Here is a 21972-nt window from a genome sequence, read left to right on the forward strand (position 1 = left end):
TTAGTGCGCTTTGTCTTCGTTGATCGAGGACTGCAAGGCGCGGGCAAAAGAGTTGGCAATCGCCTGGCGTTGAGCCGGGGCAATGCTGGTATTGATAAGGTTAGTGACCATGTTGCCTAACACCATCAGGGAAAGGTCGGTCGGAGCCTTATGTTTTTCCAGTACGTTGAGCAGCTCTGCGAGCAATTGTTCAACCTGTTCATCACTGTAGCGGGAAATTTGTGGCATAAATCGAAATCAGTTAGTTGATGAAAGGGCAACATATTACCGTAGCAACGGTTTTTTTTCTGCTTTTTTATACTTTAAATCATTCGCGTTACGCTGCCTTCTGTAAAATGGCTGCCATCTTTTATTGCGTCGCTTTACCGGCGGTGATTGAATACCGCCCGGTCTTAAAGGAGAGTTTATCATGAGTCTGGATATCAACCAGATTGCTCTGCACCAGCTTATCAAGCGTGATGAGCAGAACCTTGAGCTGGTGTTGCGCGATTCATTGCTGGAGCCGACGGAAACCGTCGTTGAGATGGTGGCAGAACTGCATCGGGTCTATAGCGCTAAAAATAAAGCCTACGGCTTGTTCAACGAAGAGAGTGAACTGGCGCAGGCGTTACGTTTGCAGCGCCAGGGCGAAGAAGATTTTCTGGCATTTAGCCGCGCGGCAACAGGTCGCCTGCGTGACGAGCTGGCGAAATACCCCTTTGCTGACGGCGGTTTTGTGCTGTTTTGCCACTACCGTTATCTGGCTGTGGAGTATCTGCTGATTTGCGTGCTGAACAATTTAAGCAGTATGCGCGTTAACGAAAACCTCGACATCAACCCGACCCATTATCTTGATATCAATCATGCGGATATTGTGGCGCGTATCGATTTGACCGAGTGGGAAACTAACCCAGAATCGACCCGTTATCTGACTTTCCTGAAAGGACGAGTAGGGCGCAAAGTGGCTGATTTCTTTATGGACTTCCTCGGTGCCAGCGAAGGGTTGAATGCGAAAGCGCAAAACCGCGGTTTGTTGCAGGCGGTTGATGATTTCACTGCCGAAGCGCAACTGGATAAAGCAGAACGGCAAAATGTTCGCCAGCAGGTTTATAGCTACTGTAATGAGCAATTGCAGGCGGGCGAAGAAATCGAGCTGGAATCGCTGTCAAAAGAGCTGGCGGGCGTCAGCGAAGTGAGCTTCACGGAATTTGCGGCTGAAAAAGGGTATGAACTGGAAGAGAGCTTCCCGGCAGACCGCAGCACACTGCGTCAGTTGACGAAGTTTGCCGGTAGCGGCGGTGGCTTGACCATTAACTTTGATGCGATGCTGTTAGGTGAACGGATTTTTTGGGATCCGGCGACCGATACACTGACCATTAAGGGCACACCGCCGAATCTGCGCGATCAATTGCAGCGCCGGACTTCTGGCAGCAATTAATCGGTTTGGTGTTATGAATGCCAGATACGGTGTGAACGCTTTATCTGGCCGACAAAAAACAACCATACCGTAGGCCTTATAAGACGAGCAGCGTCGCATCAGGCATAATCTGCAGATACAAAAAACCCCGCCGGAGCGGGGTTTCTTACAACTTATTCAGCAATTAAGCGCGAACGAAGTCGATGTGCTGCAGCTTCGGTTTGTACGGGTGACGCTGTACATCCTGAGCTTTAACTTTGATTTCTTTACCGTCAACAACGATGGTCAGAACTTCGCTGTAAAATTCAGCTTTAACTTGCATGTTCATGACTTTGTCGTGATCCAGCTCAATTGCCAGCGGCGCTTCGTTGCCACCGTAGATGATTGCCGGGAATTTGTTAGCGGCACGCAGGCGGCGGCTCGCACCCTTACCCTGCTCTTTACGTACTTCTGCGTTGATAGTAAACATTTCTTTCTCTCTTAATTGATTCCTGCTACAGGCGACCCAGCAACAGGTAAGTGATCTGCTTTGCGTATGCAAAAGCGGGCGAGATTCTATACTCAAACGCCTTTCACATCAATCAAAACTACCATTAACCGCGTAATTCGTGCGCCCGACGAAAACGGCCTTCGTAATCGAACACTTTTTCACGAACCTGCCAGTACTGGCCTTTCATTCGTGCAACGACAAAATCCGGGTGGCGCAGCAACGCTTGCTGGGCGAGGATATCGGCGGCGGTTATCCAGCGCAGAGGGATGCCCGGTGTGCGCGTATGCGGGCGGATAAAAAGCTGCTCGAAGGCGGTTCGCTGGGCGGGTGTTTGCAGACGGAAGCGCTCACTCACATCAGCACCATCTTCATCGTAATAGGTGATTTTCAGCCATTCGCCTTTTTCATCGTGCCCATGCTGTAAAGACATGCCGCTACAGCGTAGCACCAGAGCATCTTTCAACCGTAGCGCCGCTTTTAACATATCATCCGGATCAACCAGAATGGTGTCGCACTCGCGGCAGCGGCGCGCGGCAATGTCATTTTCTGCATTGCACTGGGGGCAGTTTTTAAAGCGGAAGCGAAAATCACACTGTTCGCGATGCCCGTCGTCATCTTCGAACCATCCCTGACAACGGCGACCAAAGTGTTCAATCAATGTGCCGTCGGCGGTTGTTTTGCCCCAAAACGTGTTGGCAAAGCCGCAGGCAGGGCAGAAAACCTGCACCGGGACGTTGTCACTTTTGCCTTTCGGCGTACCTACTTCCGGGGCGTAGAGATCGTGAGGGTTACCTGCATAATCAAGAATTAAGCAATCTGTCTTACCCGGAGCCAGACGCAGACCACGCCCGACAATTTGTTGGTAAAGACTTACCGATTCGGTAGGGCGCAGAATGGCGATAAGATCGACATGTGGCGCGTCAAATCCGGTGGTCAGTACCGCAACGTTGACCAGGTAGCGAAAACGCTGGGCTTTAAAATCTTCAATTAATACATCACGTTCAGCGCCGGGCGTGTCGCCGGTAATAAGCGCGGCATCTTCGGCGGGCAGTAGACCAACGATCTCTTTTGCGTGTTCGACCGTCGCGGCGAAAATCATCACCCCTTTGCGCGTTGCGGCGAACTCCATAATCTGGCTAATAATGTGTGGCGTAATGCGTTGCTGTTTTTTCAGCTCGCGGTTGAGATCAGCTTCGCTGAACAGCCCGTTGCTCTGTGCCTGTAAGCGGCTGAAATCATATTGCACTACCGGCATATCCAGCCGTTCCGGTGGTGTCAGATAACCGTGTTTAATCATATAGCGCAGCGGTAACTCATAAATGCAGTCCCGGAAAAGGGCTTTCTCGTCGCCGCGTACCATGCCGTGATAATGAAACTGATAGATCCAGCCTTTCCCCAGCCGAAAGGGCGTGGCAGTCAGCCCCAGCAGGCGTAAGTGGGGATTCACTTTTGTCAGGTGAGTAAGGATTTGCTGATACTGGCTCTCTTCGTCGTCGCCAATACGATGGCATTCATCGACAATCAACAGTGAAAATTCACTCTGAAAGGCGTCGAGATTGCGGGCGACCGACTGTACGCTGCCAAATACTACTTTACCGTGGCTCTCTTTGCGCTTTAGTCCGGCAGCAAAAATATCCGCTTCCAGCCCCAGCGCCTGATATTTTGCATGGTTTTGCGCTACCAGTTCTTTGACGTGTGCCAGCACCAGCACGCGACCACGCGCCAGCCGTGCCAGTTCCGCTATCACCAGACTTTTACCCGCACCGGTAGGGAGTACGATAACGGCAGGAGTTTTATGACGACGAAAATGGTTGAGCGTGGCATCCACGGCTTCTTGCTGATATGGACGGAGTGTAAAAATCATGGTCTCGCGTAGGTAGATTATTCTGCTAATAGTATGCCACGGATCTTTTTCCCTTGAGGGAAGTTATTAGACCGCTATACTGGGCAGACAACAGTTCAGATTTTCGGGTCAATGCCCGACCTCCGTTTTTACAGGCAAAATCACACACATGCGACTTGATAAATTTATCGCACAGCAACTCGGCGTTAGCCGTGCTATTGCCGGGCGTGAAATCCGCGGCACTCGTGTCACCGTCGATGGCGAAATCGTCCGCAATGCAGCGTTTAAACTGCTTCCTGAACACAGTGTGGCTTACGATGGTAACCCGTTGGTACAGCAACATGGCCCACGTTACTTCATGCTCAATAAGCCTCAGGGCTATGTTTGTTCCACGGATGACCCGGATCACCCAACGGTGCTCTATTTTCTTGATGAACCTGTAGCATGGAAACTGCATGCGGCAGGGCGGCTGGATATCGATACTACCGGTCTGGTGCTGATGACCGACGATGGTCAGTGGTCGCACCGCATTACTTCTCCACGTCATCATTGCGAGAAAACGTACCTGGTGACGCTGGAATCACCCGTAGCGGACGACACGGCAGAGCAATTTGCTAAAGGTGTACAACTGCATAACGAAAAAGATCTCACTAAGCCTGCGGTGCTGGAAGTGATTACCCCAACGCAGGTTCGTTTGACCATTAGTGAAGGGCGTTATCATCAGGTGAAACGTATGTTTGCCGCTGTGGGTAACCACGTGGTTGAACTGCACCGTGAACGTATTGGCGGCATTACGCTGGATGCAGATTTAGCACCCGGTGAATATCGTCCGTTAACTGAAGAAGAAATTGCCAGCGTCGTTTAACACTTTAATGACTTTCAGGAGCCAGTTGTGACCACCCGACAGCATTCGTCGTTTGCTATTGTCTTTATCCTTGGCCTGCTGGCCATGTTGATGCCGCTGTCGATTGATATGTATCTGCCTGCGCTGCCGGTGATTTCTGCCCAGTTTGGTGTGCCTGCGGGCAGTACGCAGATGACTCTGAGTACTTATATTCTGGGGTTTGCGTTGGGGCAGTTAATCTACGGGCCGATGGCGGATAGCTTCGGGCGCAAGCCGGTTGTCCTCGGTGGTACATTGGTGTTTGCGGCGGCGGCGGTGGCAGCGGCCAGCGTGGTTATCAATGCCCTGATGCGCGATATTTACCCGAAAGAAGAGTTCTCGCGGATGATGTCGTTCGTTATGCTGGTGACCACCATCGCGCCGCTGATGGCACCGATTGTTGGCGGCTGGGTGCTGGTGTGGTTGAGCTGGCATTATATTTTCTGGATCCTCGCTGTAGCGGCGATTCTGGCTTCGGCAATGATCTTCTTCCTGATCAAAGAAACCTTGCCGCCGGAGCGTCGCCAGCCGTTTCACATCCGTACCACCATTGGTAACTTTGCCGCGTTGTTCCGCCATAAGCGTGTCCTGAGTTATATGTTGGCCAGCGGTTTTAGCTTTGCCGGGATGTTCTCGTTCTTAAGCGCCGGACCGTTTGTCTACATTGAAATTAACCATGTCGCACCGGAAAACTTCGGTTATTACTTTGCGTTAAACATTGTTTTCCTGTTTGTGATGACCATTTTTAACAGTCGCTTTGTTCGCCGCATTGGCGCGCTGAATATGTTCCGCTCGGGGCTGTGGATTCAATTTATTATGGCGGCGTGGATGGTCATCAGCGCATTACTGGGGCTAGGATTCTGGTCGCTGGTAGTGGGTGTGGCGGCGTTTGTTGGCTGCGTATCGATGGTGTCTTCTAACGCGATGGCGGTAATTCTGGATGAGTTCCCTCATATGGCGGGAACCGCGTCGTCGCTTGCAGGAACTTTTCGTTTTGGCATTGGCGCAATTGTTGGCGCGCTGCTTTCGCTGGCGACCTTTAATTCCGCATGGCCGATGATTTGGTCAATCGCATTCTGTGCAACCAGTTCAATTCTCTTCTGTTTGTACGCCAGCAGACCCAAAAAACGGTGAACTATTGCTCAACAGGGAAGCTAAAAGGCTTCCTTTGTTGATGCATATTAACCACAAATCTATCAATCCCCCGTCATTTGTTTGTTTTATGTAAAATCAATTTATGTAAAAAGTCACATCATTGTAGTTAAAAAGGTTGAGTTAGATCTCAGAAACGGGTACATATAGCCCCGCAAACGTGACCACGCCCGCAGATATTATTTAAATCAGAGCCATAGAGGCCACGCAGGCGAGGCATCAATCTTTACGATCTGTTTAAAGACGGGTTGTTGATGATGTGTTAAAATTAATGTAAATAAATTGTGAATTAAATGTGCTTCCGGGGAAAATAAGTGACTTCATTACAACTCTCAATCGTCCATCGACTGCCGCAGAACTATCGTTGGTCTGCTGGTTTCGCAGGTTCAAAAGTTGAACCGATTCCGCAAAATGGACCGTGCGGTGACAACAGCCTGGTGGCGCTTAAATTGCTTAGCCCGGATGGCGATAACGCATGGTCGGTGATGTACAAACTCAGCCAGGCATTAAGCGATATTGAAGTTCCGTGCTCGGTACTGGAGTGTGAAGGTGAGCCATGTCTGTTTGTTAATCGGCAGGATGAGTTCGCCGCCACCTGTCGACTGAAAAATTTTGGTGTGGCAATTGCCGAACCTTTCTCAAACTACAATCCTTTTTAAGCATCAGCTCAACGCCAGTAGCTGACGCGTATACTCCTGTTGCGGTGCGGCAAACACGCGCGCGCACGGTCCTTGTTCCACTACTTCTCCCTGTCGCAGCACGATAACCTGATGACATAATGCGCGAACAACATGCAAATCATGGCTGATAAACAAATAGGCTAGTTGGTGCTTTTGTTGCAATGATTTCAATAGCGCCAATATTTGCGCCTGTACCGTTTTGTCGAGCGATGATGTTGGTTCATCAAGAATGATCAGCGAAGGTTTCAGAATCAATGCTCGGGCAATCGCAATACGTTGTCGTTGACCTCCCGAGAACTCCGCCGGATAACGGTGGCGCGTTTCAGGATCTAACCCCACTTCCTGCATTACGGCTTTCACTTGCTCTTCGCGTTGCGTGGCTGAAAGGGTGGGTTGATGCACACGTAACCCCTCCTCAATAATCTGCAACACGTTGAGTCGTGGGTTGAGTGAGGAGTTTGGATCCTGAAATACCACCTGAATGCGATGGCGAATGGTCAATAGCTGGCGACGAGTTAGATTTTGCAATGGCTGACCGTCAAAAACGATGCTGCCCTGAGAGTCAATTAATCGTAGCAACGCCAGTCCCGTGGTGCTTTTGCCGGAGCCGGACTCGCCCACTAAACCCAGCGTTTCACCCGCCCGAAGCGTAAAACTGACGCTTTTCACCACCACGTTATGATCGACGACGCGTTTCAGGAGTCCCTTACGAATGGGGAAAGCGACCTGAAGCTGTTCAACATCAAGCAACGTTGAGGCTGGCTCTGGCAACGGCACTGGATTGCCTGACGGTTCGCTGTTGAGTAGTTTTTGCGTGTAAGGATGAACGGGGGAGACAAAGAGCGCAGTGGCGCGATTTTCCTCCACACAGCGACCGTTTTGCATCACTGCCACGCGGTGGGCCAGTTTTCTGACAATGCTGAGGTTATGAGTAATAAATAACATGCCCATATTCAGTTCATGTTGCAGTTCGCGTAATAATTGCAAAATCTGCGCCTGGACAGAGACGTCCAGCGCGGTAGTCGGTTCATCAGCAATCAATAATTCCGGTCGAGTGAGTAGCGCCATTGCAATCATCACCCGCTGACGTTCGCCGCCGGAGAGCTGATGCGGGTAGTCTGTCAGCCGTTTTGCTGCCTGGCGGATACCGACGCGATCGAGGCAATTAAGGATTTCACCACGCGCCGCTTCCCGACGCATCCCGCGATGCAGTGAAAGCACTTCATAAAGCTGTTTTTCCAGAGTATGCAATGGGTTTAACGATACCATCGGCTCCTGGAAAATCATGGCAATCTTATTTCCCCGCACACCACGCAACGTTTGCTCGCTGGCATGAAGCAGCGATTCGCCATGAAAACGAATATCGCCAGAGAGATATTCAACAGGCGGGGAAGGGAGAAGACGTAAAATCGACAGCGCAGTAACGCTCTTGCCGGAGCCAGACTCACCCACCAGCGCCAGCGTTTCGCCAGCTTCAATGCGTAGCGAAACATCATTCACTACGGTGCGAACGGTTTGCTGATGGCGAAAACCCACCGACAAATTTTCAATCGCTAACAGAGTTTGCGTCATGCTACACTGCCTTATTAGGATCAAATGCGTCGCGGACTGCTTCACCAATAAAGATCAGCAATGACAATAATATCGCCACCGACAAGAAGGCGGTGATCCCAAGCCACGGTGCCTGAAGGTTATTTTTCCCTTGTAACAGCAGTTCTCCGAGCGATGGTGAACCGAGTGGCAAGCCGAAGCCGAGGAAATCGAGCGAGGTCAGGGTGGTGATCGAGCTACATAAAATAAACGGTAAAAAGGTGAGGGTAGCGACCATTGCATTTGGCAACATATGACGCAGGATAATACTGCGATCGTTGACGCCAAGCGCCTGCGCTGCGCGGATGTAGTCGAAATTACGGGTACGCAAAAATTCCGCACGCACTACGCCCACCAGACTCATCCAGCCAAACAAGACGGTAATCGCCAGCAGCCACCAGAAGTTAGGTTGAACGACACTGGAAAGCAGAATTATCAGAAACAGCGTCGGCATCCCCGACCACACTTCAATGAAGCGCTGCCCCCAGAGATCCACTTTTCCGCCGTAATAACCTTGCAGCGCCCCCGCCAGCACGCCCATCACACTGGAACAGAGTGTCAGCATCAGACCAAACAGAACCGAGATCCGTGTGCCATACAGAATACGCGCCAGCACATCGCCGCCGTTGGCATCCGTCCCCAGCCAGTTTTGCGGTGAGGGTGGGGAGGGGAAGGGCTTATCGGTCGCAAAATTGATACTGGTAGCACCAAAGCGAATCGGTGCCCACAGTACCCAGCCTTTATCCTCCAGTCGTTGTTTTAGCCACGGATCCTGATAATCCGCCTGGCTTGCCAGCGGGCCGCCAAAATCACTTTCACTGTAGTTTTTCAGCAACGGGAAATACCAGCTACCGTCATAACGTACCAGCAACGGTTTATCGTTGGCGATCAGTTCAGAACACAAACTCAAACTGAATAAGAAGAGGAAAATCCATAACGACCAGTAGCCGCGACGATTATGACGAAAACGCGCCCAACGGGCCTGATTGACGGGGCTGAGTTGCGGCATTAGCGTCCCTCAAAATCAATACGAGGATCGACCAGTGTATAGCTGATATCACTGACGATATTCAGGAGCAGGCCAATCAGGGTGAAAATATACAAGGTGCCAAACATCACCGGATAATCGCGCGAGACGGTCGCTTCATAGCCCAGCAAACCGAGGCCATTGAGTGAAAACATCACCTCAATCAACAGCGAACCGGTGAAAAACATGCTGATGAAAGTCGCTGGAAAACCGGCAATCACCAGCAGCATGGCGTTGCGGAACACATGTTTCCAGAGAATGTTTTTCTCACTCACTCCTTTCGCGCGCGCGGTAACCACATATTGCTTGCGCACTTCATCAAGAAAGGCGTTTTTTGTCAGCATGGTGAGCGCCGCAAAGCCGCCAATCACCGTCGCCAGCACGGGTAGCGTGATGTGCCACAGATAATCGGTGATTTTCTGATACCACGGTAGTGAATCAAAATTAGCGGAAACCAGGCCGCGCAGAGGGAACAGGTCGAAATAACTGCCGCCCGCGAAGAAGACAATCAGCAGGATTGCAAACAAAAAGGCCGGAATAGCGTAGCCGATGATAATAAATGCGCTACTCCAGACATCAAAGCGACTACCGTTATAAACGGCTTTGCGAATACCCAGCGGAATTGACACCAGATAGATAATCAGCGTGCTCCACAATCCGAGGGTGATGGAAACCGGCAGACTGTCTTTAATCAATGTCAGCACTGAGGCGCTACGAAACAGGCTGTCGCCAAAATCAAAACAAATGTAGTCCCGGAGCATTTTGAAGTAACGTTCGTGGATCGGTTTATCGAAACCGTAGCGATGGGTGATCTCTGCGATCACTTCTGGATCCAATCCGCGTCCACCGCGGTAGTTGCTGTCGCTGATGTTGCCGACGCCCGTTTGTGCATGGCTGGCACGCACGCCTTCGCCGCCTGCACCTGGTAATACTCCGGCATTACCAAACTCAATGGCGGCGATGGCCTGGTCGACCGGACCGCCAGGCGCAATTTGCACGATAAAAAAGTTGATGGTGATAATCGCCCATAACGTTGGGATCACCAGCAACAGACGGCGAATCAGGTAAGCGCCCATCTACTCTCCCTGTTGTCTGGCTGACGGCAGTTTGGCCGCTTTATTGACGTCATACCACCAGGTATCAATACCGAGACTATAAACGGGACGCACTGCCGGGCGGGAGAATTTATCCCACCAGGCGAGACGGTCTTCCGCCATGTACCACATCGGCAGCATGTAATAATTCCACGTTAATACGCGATCCAGGGCGCGCCCCAACGGCAGTAATTTTTCTTTATTTCCTTGGGCGGCAATAATTTGGTTGATCAGCGAGTCGATGACCGGACTTTGTACGCCGGGAGCATTATAAGTAGAGTTGATATATTCCGATGACCAGGAAATCTGTAAATCGGAGCTGGGCCACGGCATCGCCCGCCACACGCGTGGCATCATGTCATAGTCGCGGCTGCGCATTCGGTTGGTGATTTGTGAGTTATCCACCTTGCGAATGTCCATGTTGATACCAAGCCGTTGCAGGCTGTGCTGGAACGGCAATACCCACTGGCTATTACTGCTGGCTGGAAGCAATAATTCAAAGCTGAGAAGCTGACCCGTCGTAGCGTTAACGCGTTGCTGACCCTTCAGTACCCAGCCTGCTTCGTTGAGAAGTTTGTCGGCTTTTAACAGATTATCACGGTCGTAGCCATCGCCTTTGGATTCTGGCGGCTGGTAGATTTGTGTGAACACCTCTGGCGGTAGATCTTTTTTCATTGGTGCCAACAGCACCAGTTCCGCAGCGTCGGGGTAATTTCTGGCAGCGTATTCGGTATTCTGAAAATAGCTGTTAGTGCGACTCCAGGCATTGTAAAACAAGGCCTTGTTCATCCATTCAAAGTCGAAGGCGAGGGTGATGGCTTCCCTAACCCGGCGATCGTTGAATACCGGGCGCTGAATATTAAACGCCAGCCAGCGTGTATCCTGGGCTGATTCGTTCTTTTGCTCATCTTTGATAATGTATTTTTTGTCGAAATTTTTACCGGTATAGCGCGTGGCCCAGTTTTTGGCGTCGTTTTCCATGCGCAAATCAAAGGCACCAGCTTTAAATGCTTCAAAAGCGACGTTATCGTCAAGGTAATAATCGTAGCGAATGGTGTCGAAATTCCAGCGTCCACGGTTTACCGGTAAGTTTGCCGCCCAGTAATCTTTCACGCGGGAATAGACAATATTTTGCCCCATTTTCCAGGCCGTAATGCGATACGGACCACTGGCAAGTGGAGGCGTAGCGAGCGGGTCGCTCAGTTTGTGACCCTTCCAGTATTTTTCTGGAAATACCGGCAGTGAAAACAGGCTAAGCATATCTTCTTTGCCGGGTTTAGCTAATTCGATGCGCACGGTTAACGGCGCAATGGCTTTAACTGTGGTGCCTTTGTATACCAGGCGAAATTGCGGCACGCCTTCAGTCATAAACTTTTGAAAAGTGAACTCAACATCGCGGGCAGTAATGGGCGAACCATCATGAAAACGGGCGCGCGGATTAATAGCAACTTCAACCCAGGAATAATCGTCGGCATAGCGCGCGCTTTCGGCAATTAGCGGGTAATAACTGCCCGGCTCGTCATCGGAGGTGGTAAATAGTGTGTCGTACAACTGCTCGGTACGTGCACCGGGGTTTCCGCGTAGTGCATAGCGGTTGAAATTATCGAAGGTGCCAATGGAGGATAACGTTATCTGCCCGCCTTTTGGCGCGGCAGGATTAACATAATCAAAATTGTTGAAATTAAAGGCATATCTGGGTTCTCCCAGTACTGCAAAGGCATAGCTTTCCTTAATAGCCTGCGCCTGCACACCGAAGGTGAACAGGGTGATAAACACCAGCAGTATGCGCACAATCATCTGCAATGGATTTCCTTTTACTCATCATTAGCCGCAATCCGGCATGCTTTCTCTATGAATAATAAGGGACACAAGCACTCCTTACCACTGCGGCGTATGCGGTTTCTCCAACCAGCGGATAAAATCATCCAACGGCAGAGGGCGACTAATCCAGTAACCTTGCAGGAAATTAACACCACGTTCGCGTAACCAGCGTGCCTGTTCCGGCGTTTCAACCCCTTCAGCAACTGTCAGCATATTGAGACGCTTCGCCAGCGTCAGCACCGCGTCAAGCACTGGTGAGGTGACCGTTTCCGTACCTATGGCATTGATGAAACCGCGGTCAATTTTCAGGTAATCGAGCGTGAAACGTTCCAAATAGATAAGCGCGCTGTGTCCGGTGCCGAAGTCATCAATGGCAATTTCCACGCCGACAGAATGCAGCCATGCGAAGAGTTGTGACGCTTCATGTTCTTTCAGCATATCGCGCTCGGTAATTTCCAGCACAATCTGGAAATGGTGAGCGGGCAGGGAGGCAAGCAGTCGATGTATATCGGCTTTAAAGCTCTCGTTGTGCAAATGGTCCGGCGCAATGTTAATACCAAACTTTACGCCCACCGGCAGTACGTTGTGTAATTCTGCCGCGTCACGAGCAATCAGCTCAAACAGGTGCTGGGTCAGTGGCACAATCATCTTTTGCGATTCGGCATAATGAATGAAGGCATCCGGGGGGATTTCACCCACTACCGGATGACGCCAGCGCAGTAACACTTCCAGACCCGTTACCCGCAGTGTTTGTGCATCAACCACCGGTTGATACACCACGTAAAACTGCTCACGCTTGATGGCCATCATAATCTCTCTGCCAGGGCGCATACGCACGCTCATCAGGTAATAGCAGAGCAGGCCAACGACAGTTCCACTCATTCCACCCAGTAAAAACGCGTACCACACATCACTCCATGTCCAGTCGTTAGCATAAAGTCGAACAGTCAGCGGAATGCCTGCGATTTTGGTTTCACGTACCGGCGTGCCGGTTAACTCGCGGACGTTCATCAAATGCGGCGTAAAGGTCGATATCGCAGTATTACCAATAATGAGTGCGATACCATCGAAATCTTGCTGGTGAGAGCTATAGAGAAGATACGGCGTCAGGTTCAGGTTCAATGCTGCAAAAACGCCGCTATTTTTTAATAAAGGATTGCGATACCAGATGACGATCGTGGGTTTGTTGGGCACCATCGGTGTGCCAGGCAACATTGCCATATCAATATTTTTACTAATGTCGAGCGCCGGAATCAGTTCATTGAGCGGAATGTCCATCTCACCAGTCGCAGAAGAACAGAAACTCTTTTTATCCTTTACCAGCACAAACGTTCGTACATTCATACTGAATGCCGCACGTGCAGTCAGTTCAGGGTTGGCTTGCTGACAGGTATCTAAGGTGAGTGGCTGGAGGTGATCAGTAGTGGACTTCAGCTCGGTGAAATAGGTGTCGAGATATTTTTGTACGTCGGTAATCAAGGTGTCATATTTGACTTCATGTTTATGCCAGGCCACTAAAAACTGAAGGCAACTGACAAGTATCGCGATCATCACGCCCGCAATAATGCAGGTAAGTAGGATCTTACGTCCGGAAGAGGGAGCGCGTATGAACATAGTTCCGTTAATATTCCTGAGATTACGATAACGCTGAAGTAGAAGAGAATGACGGGACTATAGCCTGGATCAAGGCATGGAAACATCATTTTCTATAATGGATGAAAATAAAAAAGCACTGCTTAAGCAGTGCCTTCAGTTAACTCGTCAGGATAGCCAAGGGATTGCATCCAAACGGTTTATTAGCTGCGACTAAGAACCCGACGTGCTTCGTTGTAACGCTTTTTCCAGTACGGCTCATTCATGCTGGAAATAATAACACCACTGCTGGTGGAAGCATGAACGAACTGATTATTGCCGATATAAATACCGACATGGCGTCCCGTTGAACCGGCACGGAACAGAACTAAGTCACCTGTACGCAAATTACTGCGGGAAACTGACTTGCCCATTTCCTGTTGTTCATAAGTTGAACGAGGGAGTTCTAAGCCAAATTGTTCGCGGAATGTACGCTGTACGAAACCAGAACAATCGATACCTTTTTTGGTGCTGCCGCCCAGACGATAACGCACGCCTTTCCAGTCAGCATACTGATCCATAATTCGCGATTTTACGTCGACATTACGAACCAGGTTTTCAAATTCATCCTGAGAAGCTTGCAGTGATGATGTTTCACTACCCACTGCACGTGTCTCAGGATGCATATTCTTTGCGGTGTTGTTTGCACTACATGCAGAAAGCAGAACCGCTACTGCAATCGCGGGAATGCCGCGCAAGATATATCTCAAAATCGGTTGAGATTTGACCATGTTGTTTGTTTTCCCTTGAAGTCCTTAACGACAAATATCGTTATAAAAAAATGCCAAGCGAGACGAGACTAATTACCTGGGCATGTTGAAACAATTCCCTAAGGCCAAATCTGTGGACTAACGCACAAAATTATATGCTGTGAGGATAATTTACCGCCGAGGCAAAACGAGTTCGAGATTACCCGATTGGCGTGGTCTTGGCGAGGGGTTTTACATGATTTTTTATAAGAAAAAGTGATACAGAAAGTTAATAACTGGGATTGGTCAATTAAAGAACGATTGAGCAAAAAGCATGCAATCCATTCATTTAGTTAGAGAATGACTATTTTACTCGATGAACGAAAGCAACGCAGTGCATCATCAGGATTATCCGGTCTATGAAAATAAACCTGATGATGTTAATTACTGTGAGTTATTTGTTTTAGGAATGTTTTCTTTTTCCTGGCAATGATTTGTCAAAGAAGGTGATTAATCGATCACTTAATGGCGTCATCAACCACCAGGGCAAACCAATCAATATCACAGTCAGGGAACCGACAATGATATCGGTAAAACAGTGTGCGCCAATCATCACTCTGGGAAATGCAAATACCACAAAAATAATAAGGGCGATGACGCCTGCGACTTTTCCGAAATAACGCCACATGAATGCAGAAAAAATAAGCAACATCATGCCATGATCGCCAGGAAAACTATCTCGCGAGGCATCTTTTGTTGGCACAGATAACAGTTCGCTGACGCGGTTAATATTCGCAAATGTTAATGTCGGGCTGGCTCGCTTTACCGGAATTAATGCCTGGCCCAACTGGTTTAATACCACTGCGGTTAACAGCATGACGAGACCGATAATCATGATATGGCGTCTGCCGGAGGCGCTTTCTTTCAGCCAGAAACTCAGCATCAGCAGTCCCATTGCCAGCAGTGAACAGCCGTCAAAAGCGCGATTATTGGTCAATGCGACCAGCCATAAAAAAGCCTTGCTTTCGACCAGTTTCTGATTAAAAAAATAGAAAATATCCGCGTCAATCGGCAACCAGAATCCATGATTGACGGGAATGTACCAGGAAAGAAACAGCGCGAGGCCGACAACGTTTAACAACGCTATTTGCGGCAAATTTTTAATCATATTTTCTCTAATCATCTTACTGAAAAACGCAAGCAACCTTACGCGTTGGTCACTAAACGAAGCTTCAACAGCGCGCTCTGTAAGGCATTCCAGTCAGTTTCGCTGCTGGAAATCAGCTCAACGCGACTGTCCGGTGGTGCCACGTTTTGCGTTTCAATGTGCAAGTCATCGCCCTGACGGTTGATTCGCACCAGTCCTTCAGGAATACGCATCACGCCTTTCACGCGTTCCACTGGTGCAAGCCGCGCCCATTCCAGAATGCCAACGGTGTCGAACACCGTATCAGCATCGAATATCCAACCGCAGGCCTGATGCCCTTGTCCGCTGTTGAGACTGCGACGCCAGCGTTGATGCTCTGGCAGGCTTAACGCGGCTAACCCTTTTTTCACGGTGTGCTGATGTGAATGGGCGGCGCTGGCGGGTAATTTGATTAAATTGCGACGGGGTAAATCCAGAAGATGACCATCAATTTGCCCATGTTCGCTGTGAATTAATTGCCGATCGCCACCATTTTGTTGCCACCAGCGTTGCAACGCTTGCTCGCTTTCGGACGTCGCTCGGTCGGATTTATTGGCGACAATAATGTCTGCGGCAGCCAACTGGTCACGGAAATTTTCATTATTGACGCTTTTTTCATCCAGCAGCAGGCGAGGATCGAGAATACATAACGTGGCGCGCAGATCGATCCACGGTTCATAAACCGGAGCGGTTAACAGATCGAGGATCTGTTTTGGATGGCCCAGCCCTGTAGGCTCTATCAGCAAGCGGTCTGGTTTTCCCTGGCGCAGTAAGGTATTCAGCCCCACCTGCATCGGTAAGCCATTAACGCAGCACATGCAGCCGCCGGGGATCTCTTTTAGTAATGCACCGCTGTCAGCGAGCAAAGCACCATCTATCCCGACTTCACCAAATTCATTAACCAGCACCGCCCATTTTTCTTGCGGATCTTTGTGGGCTAATAGATGAAGAATTGACGTCGTTTTCCCGCTGCCGAGAAAACCGGTGATGAGGTTGGTCCTGGTCACAACGGCTCCGCAATAATCAGATTAGTTAACTGTGCGTTAATCCTGGCTAAAAAAGCTGGAAAAGAGAAGGAGCGGACGAAGCATGCCTCCGTCCACCTTAACCGCAGAAATCGTTAAATTTTGAGGGTATTTAACAGTGCCTGATGCGCTCCAAACTGCGCTATTTGTTGCCAGGCATTTTTGATTGTCTGCACAAAATGCGGGTTATTGGGCAGGTCATCACCGAAAACTTCACGCAGAGAAAGCAGGGCGCTAACGCGTTGTTCACTGCTACTTTCCGCAACCAGATCGCGAATTTTATCGCTGAGCGGATCGCGAACATCAATGGCATTTCCGGCATCATCAACGCCGCTCACATAGCGCATCCAGCCTGCGACTCCTAACGCCAGTAACGGCCAGTTTGTTTCGCGCGCCAGATGAATGCGAATGCTCGCCAGCATGCGTTGCGGTAATTTCTGACTGCCATCCATCGCGATTTGCCAGGTTTTATGTTTCAGTGCGGGATTGGCAAAACGTTCAATTAACTTATCCGCATATTGCGTCAAATCGACATTTTTAATCCGTAGCGTCGGCGCTTGCTCATCCAGCATTAACGTTCTGGCGGCATGGCGAAATGCGCGGTCATGCATGCAATCACTGATATGGGCAAACCCTGCGAGATAACCCAGATAAGCGAGAAAAGAGTGGCTGCCATTAAGCATGCGCAGTTTCATCTCCTCCCAGGGCAAAACATCATCCACCAGTTGTACACCTGCGACTTCCCAGGCTGGACGTCCTGCAACGAAGTGATCTTCCACTACCCACTGGATAAACGGTTCGCAGCTAATCGCACAGGGATCATTCACGGCCAGATGCTGGCTAATTTCCGCCAGCGATTCGTCGGTTGCTGCCGGAACAATGCGATCAACCATCGTTCCCGGAAAGCTGACGTGTTCTTTTATCCATTCGGTGAGTTCTGGTGAGCGTTTTTCTGCCATTCCCAACACCGCATTTTTCACCACATGGCCATTGTCGGGAATATTGTCGCAGGAGAGCACGGTAAATGGCGCAAGGCCGCGTTCACGGCGGCGTTTCAGTGCTTCGACAAGAATGCCTGGTGCGGAATGAGGTTCTTCCGGCGTTTGTAGATCGTGAATAATGCGCGAATTGCTGGTGTCGAGCGTGCCGGTGGCCGGGTCGATGCAATACCCCTTTTCGGTAATCGTCAGGGAAACTATCGCCACCTGCGGTTCGCAAAATTTCTCAATAATCGCTGCTAATGAATCCAGTTTTGCATTCAGGCATTCGTGAACGGCACCGACAATAATCGCCTGATTGCCGTCTGCACCTTTCTCTAACACAGTGTATAAATGGTCTTGTGCGCGAAGCTGGCTCATCAATTGCTCACCGCTGAACAGGCTGATTTCACAAATTCCCCAGTCGCCACCCTGCGCATTCAGCACACGATCGGTTAATAATGCCTGATGTGCGCGGTGAAAGGCTCCAAAGCCAAAATGAACGATACGGGATTTCAATTGCTGGCGATCGTAGCATGGAGTGTGTACGTGATGGGGGAGCGTAACGGAGGCAATAGTATTCATAGAGGTCACGTCTCAGTAACGATTAATTAACAATGGCAGTGTAAAGTTATATGACAGCAATTGAAATTGGTCTGGATTGTTAATGCAATGAAGTGTGAGGGCGATCAATCAACGAGTAAATTTTACGGGCGGAAGGCGTTCAGTAAGCACAAAATAGCAGATTGGTATAATAAATTAAAAAAGGGACAGCCTGAGCAGTAATGCCAGTCAGTTAAGCAACTGACTGGCTCTTTTTCGGGGCTGTGGGGTATTTCCAGGGCCTCGAGCCTGTCCATCATTCTGTGTAAATGCCTTTCTCAGAAGTGACCGTCAAGGCGGTCACCGAATTCGATAATAAAGCGACTCATGGCTATCCGCCAGTCCTGAAGTGGCATCGTCCATTTCTGTGAGGCTGACTGGATAGCCAGCCACACCACTTTTTTCACCGATTCATCTGTCGGGAACACTTTCCGTTTCTTTATCGCATGTCTGATGACGCTATTCAGCGATTCGATTGCGTTAGTGGTGTAGATAACCTTGCGGATCGCCTCCGGGTACACGAAGAAGGTGGCAATATTCGGCCAGTTTGCCCGCCAGTTGCGACTTATCTGCGGGTACCGTGCATCCCATTCCTTCCCGAACGCATCCAGCGCCTGCAACGCGCCTTCTTCCGTGGCTGCGCGGTAAACCTGTTTCAGATCACGGGTTACCGCTTTATAGTCTTTCCACGCCACGAACCGCAGGCTGTTGCGTACCATGTGTACTATGCACAACTGGATCTGCGTCTCCGGGTAGACGGCATTAATCGCTTCCGGGAAGCCTTTCAGGCCGTCCACGCAGGCGATAAGGATATCGTTCAGGCCGCGATTTTTCAGTTCCGTCAGTACATTCAGCCAGAACTTTGCACCTTCATTTTCGGCCAGCCACATACCCAGCAGCTCTTTCTGACCATCAAGGTTAATACCCAGAGCCAGGAACACCGCTTTGTTGATAACCCGGCTGTCCTGCCGTACTTTCAGGACAATACAGTCAAGATAAACAATGGGATAAATCGCATCCAGAGGACGGTTTTGCCATTCAACAACCAGGTCGATTACGGCATCGGTGACTTTCGATATCAGCGCCGGAGAGACGTCTGCATCGTACATTTCTTTGAAGACTGAGGTAATTTCGCGGGTAGTCATCCCTCTGGCATACAGCGCCAGGATCTGGTTGTCCATGCCGGTAATGCGGGTCTGATTTTTCTTCACCAGTTGTGGTTCGAAGGAACCATCACGATCACGTGGAGTACGTAATTCCATCGGCCCGTCGGTAGTGGTGACGGTTTTCGTGGAATAGCCATTACGGGAGTTGGTTCCCGATTTGGGCTGATTTTTTTCATGTCCCAGATGGTGAGTCAGTTCAGCGTTGAGAGCAGCCTCAACACTGATTTTCTTGAGCAGGCGATCGAACTGACTGAGATCTTCAGGGGTTTTGAGATTTTTGGCCAGTTCGTTAGCCAGAGCCTGCAATTGTTTGTCGTCCATAATTTAACCTTCATTTGATGTTGAATTGAACATATCAAAATCAGGCAATTACACAAATCTATGTACAGGCTCACTGGCATTAGAGCATAAGCTCCCTTTATTATTGTCAGCAAAGTGTGTTTCGTTCATGCCTGAAAAATCAATATATTGCAGTGGCGTAGGCCTGATAAGACCCGCCAGCGCCGCATCAGGCGAAGATAAATCGCACCTGACTTACCTTCTTCTTCCCCCCAGCAAACTCCCCAGCACCCCGCGTATAATCTGGTTCGTCACCTGACGGGCGGCGCTTTTCGCCATAGTCTGTACCACGCCATCTTTCTTCCCGCCGCGCGGTCCGGTAGTGCCAAACAAAATATCCTTCAACCCACCCAGAATACCGTCATCTTCACTTATCTCTTTCCCTTTGGCAGGAGGGTTATTTTGCTGTTCGGTACTGGCCTGCACACCTTTTTGCAGCATCTCATAGGCGGATTCCCGGTCTACGTCATCTTCATACTTGCCATACACCGGAGAGTGATTAATCAGGCCGTTACGCTCATCTTCCGTTACCGGCCCCATCCGTGAACAAGGCGCGATCACCATCGCACGCTCTACCACAGAAGGACTTCCTTTCGCATCCAGAAAAGAGATCAACGCTTCGCCGGTTCCTAGTTCCTGAATCGCCTTTTCCGTATCAAATGCCGGATTGGGACGCATGGTTTGCGCCGCCGTCTTCACCGCTTTCTGGTCTTTCGGCGTGAAGGCGCGCAGAGCGTGCTGAACGCGATTTCCCAACTGCCCAAGCACGTTGTCAGGGATATCAGACGGGTTTTGCGAAACAAACCAGACGCCCACACCTTTCGAGCGGATAAGTCTTATTACCTGTTCAATCTTATCCAGCAACACCTGCGGTGCATCGTTGAACAGCAGATGCGCTTCGTCGAAGAAAAATACCAGTTTCGGTTTATCCAAATCGCCTGCTTCTGGCAGTTGCTCATACAACTCAGAAAGCATCCACAGCAGGCTGGCGGCGTACAGTTTTGGCATCTGGTAGAGCTTTTCGGCGCTAAGAATATTGATAACACCTTTACCGTTGGCATCGGTACGCATCCAGTCTTTGATATCCAGCATCGGCTCACCAAAGAAATGCGTCGCCCCTTGCTGTTCCAGCGTCAGTAATCCGCGCTGGATGGCGCCAACCGATGCGCTACTGATATTACCGTACTGATTCTGGAATGATTTGGCGTTATCACCGATATATTGGGTAATCGCCCGGAGATCTTTAAAGTCGAGTAACAATAGTCCCTGATCGTCGGCAATACGGAAGATGATATTCAGCACGCCGGATTGCACGTCGTTGAGATTTAACAGCCGTGCAAGCAACAGCGGTCCCAGATCCGAGACCGTTGCCCGTACTGGATGACCTTTCTCACCAAAAATATCCCACACAACTACTGGATTCGCATGTGGCTGCCAGTCGTTGACGCCGATATTTTTCAACCGAGCGAGCAGTTTTTCCGAGGTAGTACCTTCTGCCGCAACCCCGGTCAAATCACCTTTTACATCGGCCATAAATACCGGAACGCCGATTTCTGACAGAGATTCCGCCAGTTTTTGCAGCGTGACAGTTTTACCTGTCCCTGTTGCGCCAGTAATCAGTCCGTGACGGTTAGCCATAGCGGGTAGTAAAAACAGTTCTGTGTCCGGCGTGCGGGCAATTAAACGCGGTTCGCTCATGAGATTTCCTCCAGTTCCCTGCCTGGAGTATAGACACGGTTGAGCGCTTTTCACCACTAAATTCAGCCAATTGCGAGATATCTTAAAGGCCGGTAGAAGTGACCCGGCAGAGCGATCAGAGGTCGACACGCTGACTGATTTGCAAACCTTTATCTTACGCGGCGCTACCCAGCGCAACCACGCGACCAATCACTTCATGACAGGCAACCAGTGGGTACTGTGAGAATCCCCACTTGTTGTCGAGCATCGACAGGCCAGAATGGCAAATCCCGCAGTAATCCACCTGTACTTCGCCGTCTTGTGGCTTCAGTTCACCGGGATCGTACTCATAGAGCTCCAGTTCCCCGCCAGCCTCTTTTGCAGCATAGCTTTTTATCATCGACATGCTTTTGCCCTTCTCTGATATTTCCCGGGAAGTGTAGAGTATGGTCGGGCGGGAGGCCTGGAGTGTGACAAAGGTTACACATTACTGAGAATAGTGCTGAAATTTTCAGCACTTAGCAAGGTGGGTGCAAGCTGACGCTTGCATGGCGGCGCGTGACAGGTATAATCCACAACGTTTTCCGCATACCTCTTCAGTGCCGAAGTGGCGAAATCGGTAGACGCAGTTGATTCAAAATCAACCGTAGAAATACGTGCCGGTTCGAGTCCGGCCTTCGGCACCAAAAGTATATAAATAGA

Annotated in this window: 18 protein-coding genes, 1 tRNA gene and 1 pseudogene; 5 read left to right on the forward strand and 15 right to left on the reverse strand. The window is 50.0% G+C overall.

Annotated features, from left to right (window positions below; translation table 11 throughout):
• Positions 1-228 (reverse strand): YejL family protein, encoded by a 228-nt coding sequence (locus C1192_RS00950; RefSeq protein ID WP_001135667.1) that lies wholly within the window; start codon positions 226-228, stop codon positions 1-3.
• A 181-nt stretch (positions 229-409) separates the two neighbouring features.
• On the opposite strand from C1192_RS00950, the gene yejK reads away from it, so the two are divergent.
• Entirely contained in the window at positions 410-1417 is a 1008-nt protein-coding gene (gene yejK, locus C1192_RS00955; RefSeq protein WP_000050774.1) for a nucleoid-associated protein YejK, read from the forward strand.
• A gap of 163 nt (positions 1418-1580) precedes the next feature.
• Here yejK and rplY read toward each other — a convergent pair whose 3' ends face one another.
• Both rplY and radD read right to left on the reverse strand, forming a co-directional pair.
• Entirely contained in the window at positions 1581-1865 is a 285-nt protein-coding gene (gene rplY, locus C1192_RS00960) for a 50S ribosomal protein L25 (RefSeq protein ID WP_000494188.1), read from the reverse strand.
• Between the two features lie 124 nt (positions 1866-1989).
• The gene (gene radD / locus C1192_RS00965; protein ID WP_000578097.1) at positions 1990-3750 is read right to left on the reverse strand and encodes a DNA repair helicase RadD; all 1761 of its coding nucleotides are present in this window, start codon (positions 3748-3750) and stop codon (positions 1990-1992) included.
• 148 nt (positions 3751-3898) lie between these two features.
• Between radD and rsuA the strand changes: the two genes are divergently transcribed.
• From rsuA to C1192_RS00990, 3 genes are all read left to right on the forward strand, one after another.
• A complete protein-coding gene (gene rsuA, locus C1192_RS00975; RefSeq protein WP_001234858.1) occupies positions 3899-4594 on the forward strand; it encodes a 16S rRNA pseudouridine(516) synthase RsuA in 696 nt (231 codons plus the stop codon).
• 27 nt (positions 4595-4621) lie between these two features.
• Positions 4622-5746: a multidrug efflux MFS transporter Bcr gene (gene bcr / locus C1192_RS00980; protein ID WP_038355071.1), complete on the forward strand. Its 1125-nt coding sequence runs from the start codon at positions 4622-4624 to the stop codon at positions 5744-5746.
• A 332-nt stretch (positions 5747-6078) separates the two neighbouring features.
• Complete coding sequence (locus C1192_RS00990; protein ID WP_000202798.1) at positions 6079-6423, forward strand: YejG family protein; 345 nt, start codon at positions 6079-6081, stop codon at positions 6421-6423.
• 3 nt (positions 6424-6426) lie between these two features.
• Here C1192_RS00990 and yejF read toward each other — a convergent pair whose 3' ends face one another.
• From yejF to C1192_RS01050, 12 genes and pseudogenes are all read right to left on the reverse strand, one after another.
• The gene (yejF, locus tag C1192_RS00995) at positions 6427-8016 is read right to left on the reverse strand and encodes a microcin C ABC transporter ATP-binding protein YejF (protein WP_038355072.1); all 1590 of its coding nucleotides are present in this window, start codon (positions 8014-8016) and stop codon (positions 6427-6429) included.
• A 1-nt stretch (position 8017) separates the two neighbouring features.
• Entirely contained in the window at positions 8018-9043 is a 1026-nt protein-coding gene (locus C1192_RS01000; RefSeq protein ID WP_001135897.1) for an ABC transporter permease, read from the reverse strand.
• Positions 9043-10137 (reverse strand): microcin C ABC transporter permease YejB, encoded by a 1095-nt coding sequence (locus tag C1192_RS01005; RefSeq protein WP_000501591.1) that lies wholly within the window; start codon positions 10135-10137, stop codon positions 9043-9045. The genes C1192_RS01000 and C1192_RS01005 overlap by 1 nt, the downstream gene beginning before the upstream one ends.
• Complete coding sequence (locus C1192_RS01010) at positions 10138-11952, reverse strand: extracellular solute-binding protein (protein ID WP_016262154.1); 1815 nt, start codon at positions 11950-11952, stop codon at positions 10138-10140.
• Positions 11953-12033: 81 nt separating this feature from the next.
• Positions 12034-13590: a cyclic di-GMP phosphodiesterase gene (locus tag C1192_RS01015; RefSeq protein ID WP_038355073.1), complete on the reverse strand. Its 1557-nt coding sequence runs from the start codon at positions 13588-13590 to the stop codon at positions 12034-12036.
• A gap of 182 nt (positions 13591-13772) precedes the next feature.
• Positions 13773-14339 carry a bifunctional murein DD-endopeptidase/murein LD-carboxypeptidase gene (gene mepS / locus C1192_RS01020; protein WP_000241011.1) on the reverse strand — a complete coding sequence of 189 codons (567 nt, stop codon included), beginning with the start codon at positions 14337-14339 and terminating at the stop codon, positions 13773-13775.
• A 421-nt stretch (positions 14340-14760) separates the two neighbouring features.
• On the reverse strand, positions 14761-15465 hold the full coding sequence (locus C1192_RS01025) for a phosphatase PAP2 family protein (RefSeq protein ID WP_038355074.1): 705 nt from the start codon (positions 15463-15465) through the stop codon (positions 14761-14763).
• A gap of 38 nt (positions 15466-15503) precedes the next feature.
• Entirely contained in the window at positions 15504-16490 is a 987-nt protein-coding gene (gene yeiR / locus C1192_RS01030) for a zinc-binding GTPase YeiR (RefSeq protein ID WP_000198840.1), read from the reverse strand.
• A gap of 113 nt (positions 16491-16603) precedes the next feature.
• Positions 16604-18070, reverse strand: a complete 1467-nt coding sequence (locus C1192_RS01035) for a mannitol dehydrogenase family protein (protein ID WP_010379413.1) — start codon at positions 18068-18070, stop codon at positions 16604-16606.
• 296 nt (positions 18071-18366) lie between these two features.
• Entirely contained in the window at positions 18367-19575 is a 1209-nt protein-coding gene (locus tag C1192_RS01040; protein WP_103194761.1) for an IS256 family transposase, read from the reverse strand.
• 213 nt (positions 19576-19788) lie between these two features.
• Positions 19789-21291 carry a helicase HerA-like C-terminal domain-containing protein gene (locus C1192_RS01045; protein ID WP_001294846.1) on the reverse strand — a complete coding sequence of 501 codons (1503 nt, stop codon included), beginning with the start codon at positions 21289-21291 and terminating at the stop codon, positions 19789-19791.
• Positions 21292-21448: 157 nt separating this feature from the next.
• Positions 21449-21676, reverse strand: a pseudogene (locus tag C1192_RS01050) (alcohol dehydrogenase catalytic domain-containing protein); the annotation flags it as partial.
• Positions 21677-21871: 195 nt separating this feature from the next.
• Between C1192_RS01050 and C1192_RS01055 the strand changes: the two are divergent.
• Positions 21872-21956: transfer RNA gene (locus C1192_RS01055), tRNA-Leu, on the forward strand.
• The last annotated feature ends 16 nt before the right edge of the window (positions 21957-21972 follow it).

Origin of the sequence: Escherichia marmotae (genome assembly GCF_002900365.1) — a bacterium.
GTDB classification, from domain to species: domain Bacteria; phylum Pseudomonadota; class Gammaproteobacteria; order Enterobacterales; family Enterobacteriaceae; genus Escherichia; species Escherichia marmotae.

What these genes read in the sequence shown, in the direction of transcription:
- yejF (WP_038355072.1), bottom strand. Translation starts at nt 8,016, where the DNA reads ATGACGCAAACTCTGTTAGCGATTGAAAATTTGTCGGTGGGTTTTCGC.
- C1192_RS01005 (WP_000501591.1), bottom strand. Translation starts at nt 10,137, where the DNA reads ATGGGCGCTTACCTGATTCGCCGTCTGTTGCTGGTGATCCCAACGTTA.
- C1192_RS01015 (WP_038355073.1), bottom strand. Translation starts at nt 13,590, where the DNA reads ATGTTCATACGCGCTCCCTCTTCCGGACGTAAGATCCTACTTACCTGC.
- rplY (WP_000494188.1), bottom strand. Translation starts at nt 1,865, where the DNA reads ATGTTTACTATCAACGCAGAAGTACGTAAAGAGCAGGGTAAGGGTGCG.
- yejK (WP_000050774.1), top strand. Translation starts at nt 410, where the DNA reads ATGAGTCTGGATATCAACCAGATTGCTCTGCACCAGCTTATCAAGCGT.
- C1192_RS01025 (WP_038355074.1), bottom strand. Translation starts at nt 15,465, where the DNA reads ATGATTAAAAATTTGCCGCAAATAGCGTTGTTAAACGTTGTCGGCCTC.
- radD (WP_000578097.1), bottom strand. Translation starts at nt 3,750, where the DNA reads ATGATTTTTACACTCCGTCCATATCAGCAAGAAGCCGTGGATGCCACG.
- mepS (WP_000241011.1), bottom strand. Translation starts at nt 14,339, where the DNA reads ATGGTCAAATCTCAACCGATTTTGAGATATATCTTGCGCGGCATTCCC.
- rsuA (WP_001234858.1), top strand. Translation starts at nt 3,899, where the DNA reads ATGCGACTTGATAAATTTATCGCACAGCAACTCGGCGTTAGCCGTGCT.
- C1192_RS01000 (WP_001135897.1), bottom strand. Translation starts at nt 9,043, where the DNA reads ATGCCGCAACTCAGCCCCGTCAATCAGGCCCGTTGGGCGCGTTTTCGT.
- C1192_RS01040 (WP_103194761.1), bottom strand. Translation starts at nt 19,575, where the DNA reads ATGGACGACAAACAATTGCAGGCTCTGGCTAACGAACTGGCCAAAAAT.
- C1192_RS01010 (WP_016262154.1), bottom strand. Translation starts at nt 11,952, where the DNA reads ATGATTGTGCGCATACTGCTGGTGTTTATCACCCTGTTCACCTTCGGT.
- C1192_RS01045 (WP_001294846.1), bottom strand. Translation starts at nt 21,291, where the DNA reads ATGAGCGAACCGCGTTTAATTGCCCGCACGCCGGACACAGAACTGTTT.
- C1192_RS00950 (WP_001135667.1), bottom strand. Translation starts at nt 228, where the DNA reads ATGCCACAAATTTCCCGCTACAGTGATGAACAGGTTGAACAATTGCTC.
- C1192_RS01035 (WP_010379413.1), bottom strand. Translation starts at nt 18,070, where the DNA reads ATGAATACTATTGCCTCCGTTACGCTCCCCCATCACGTACACACTCCA.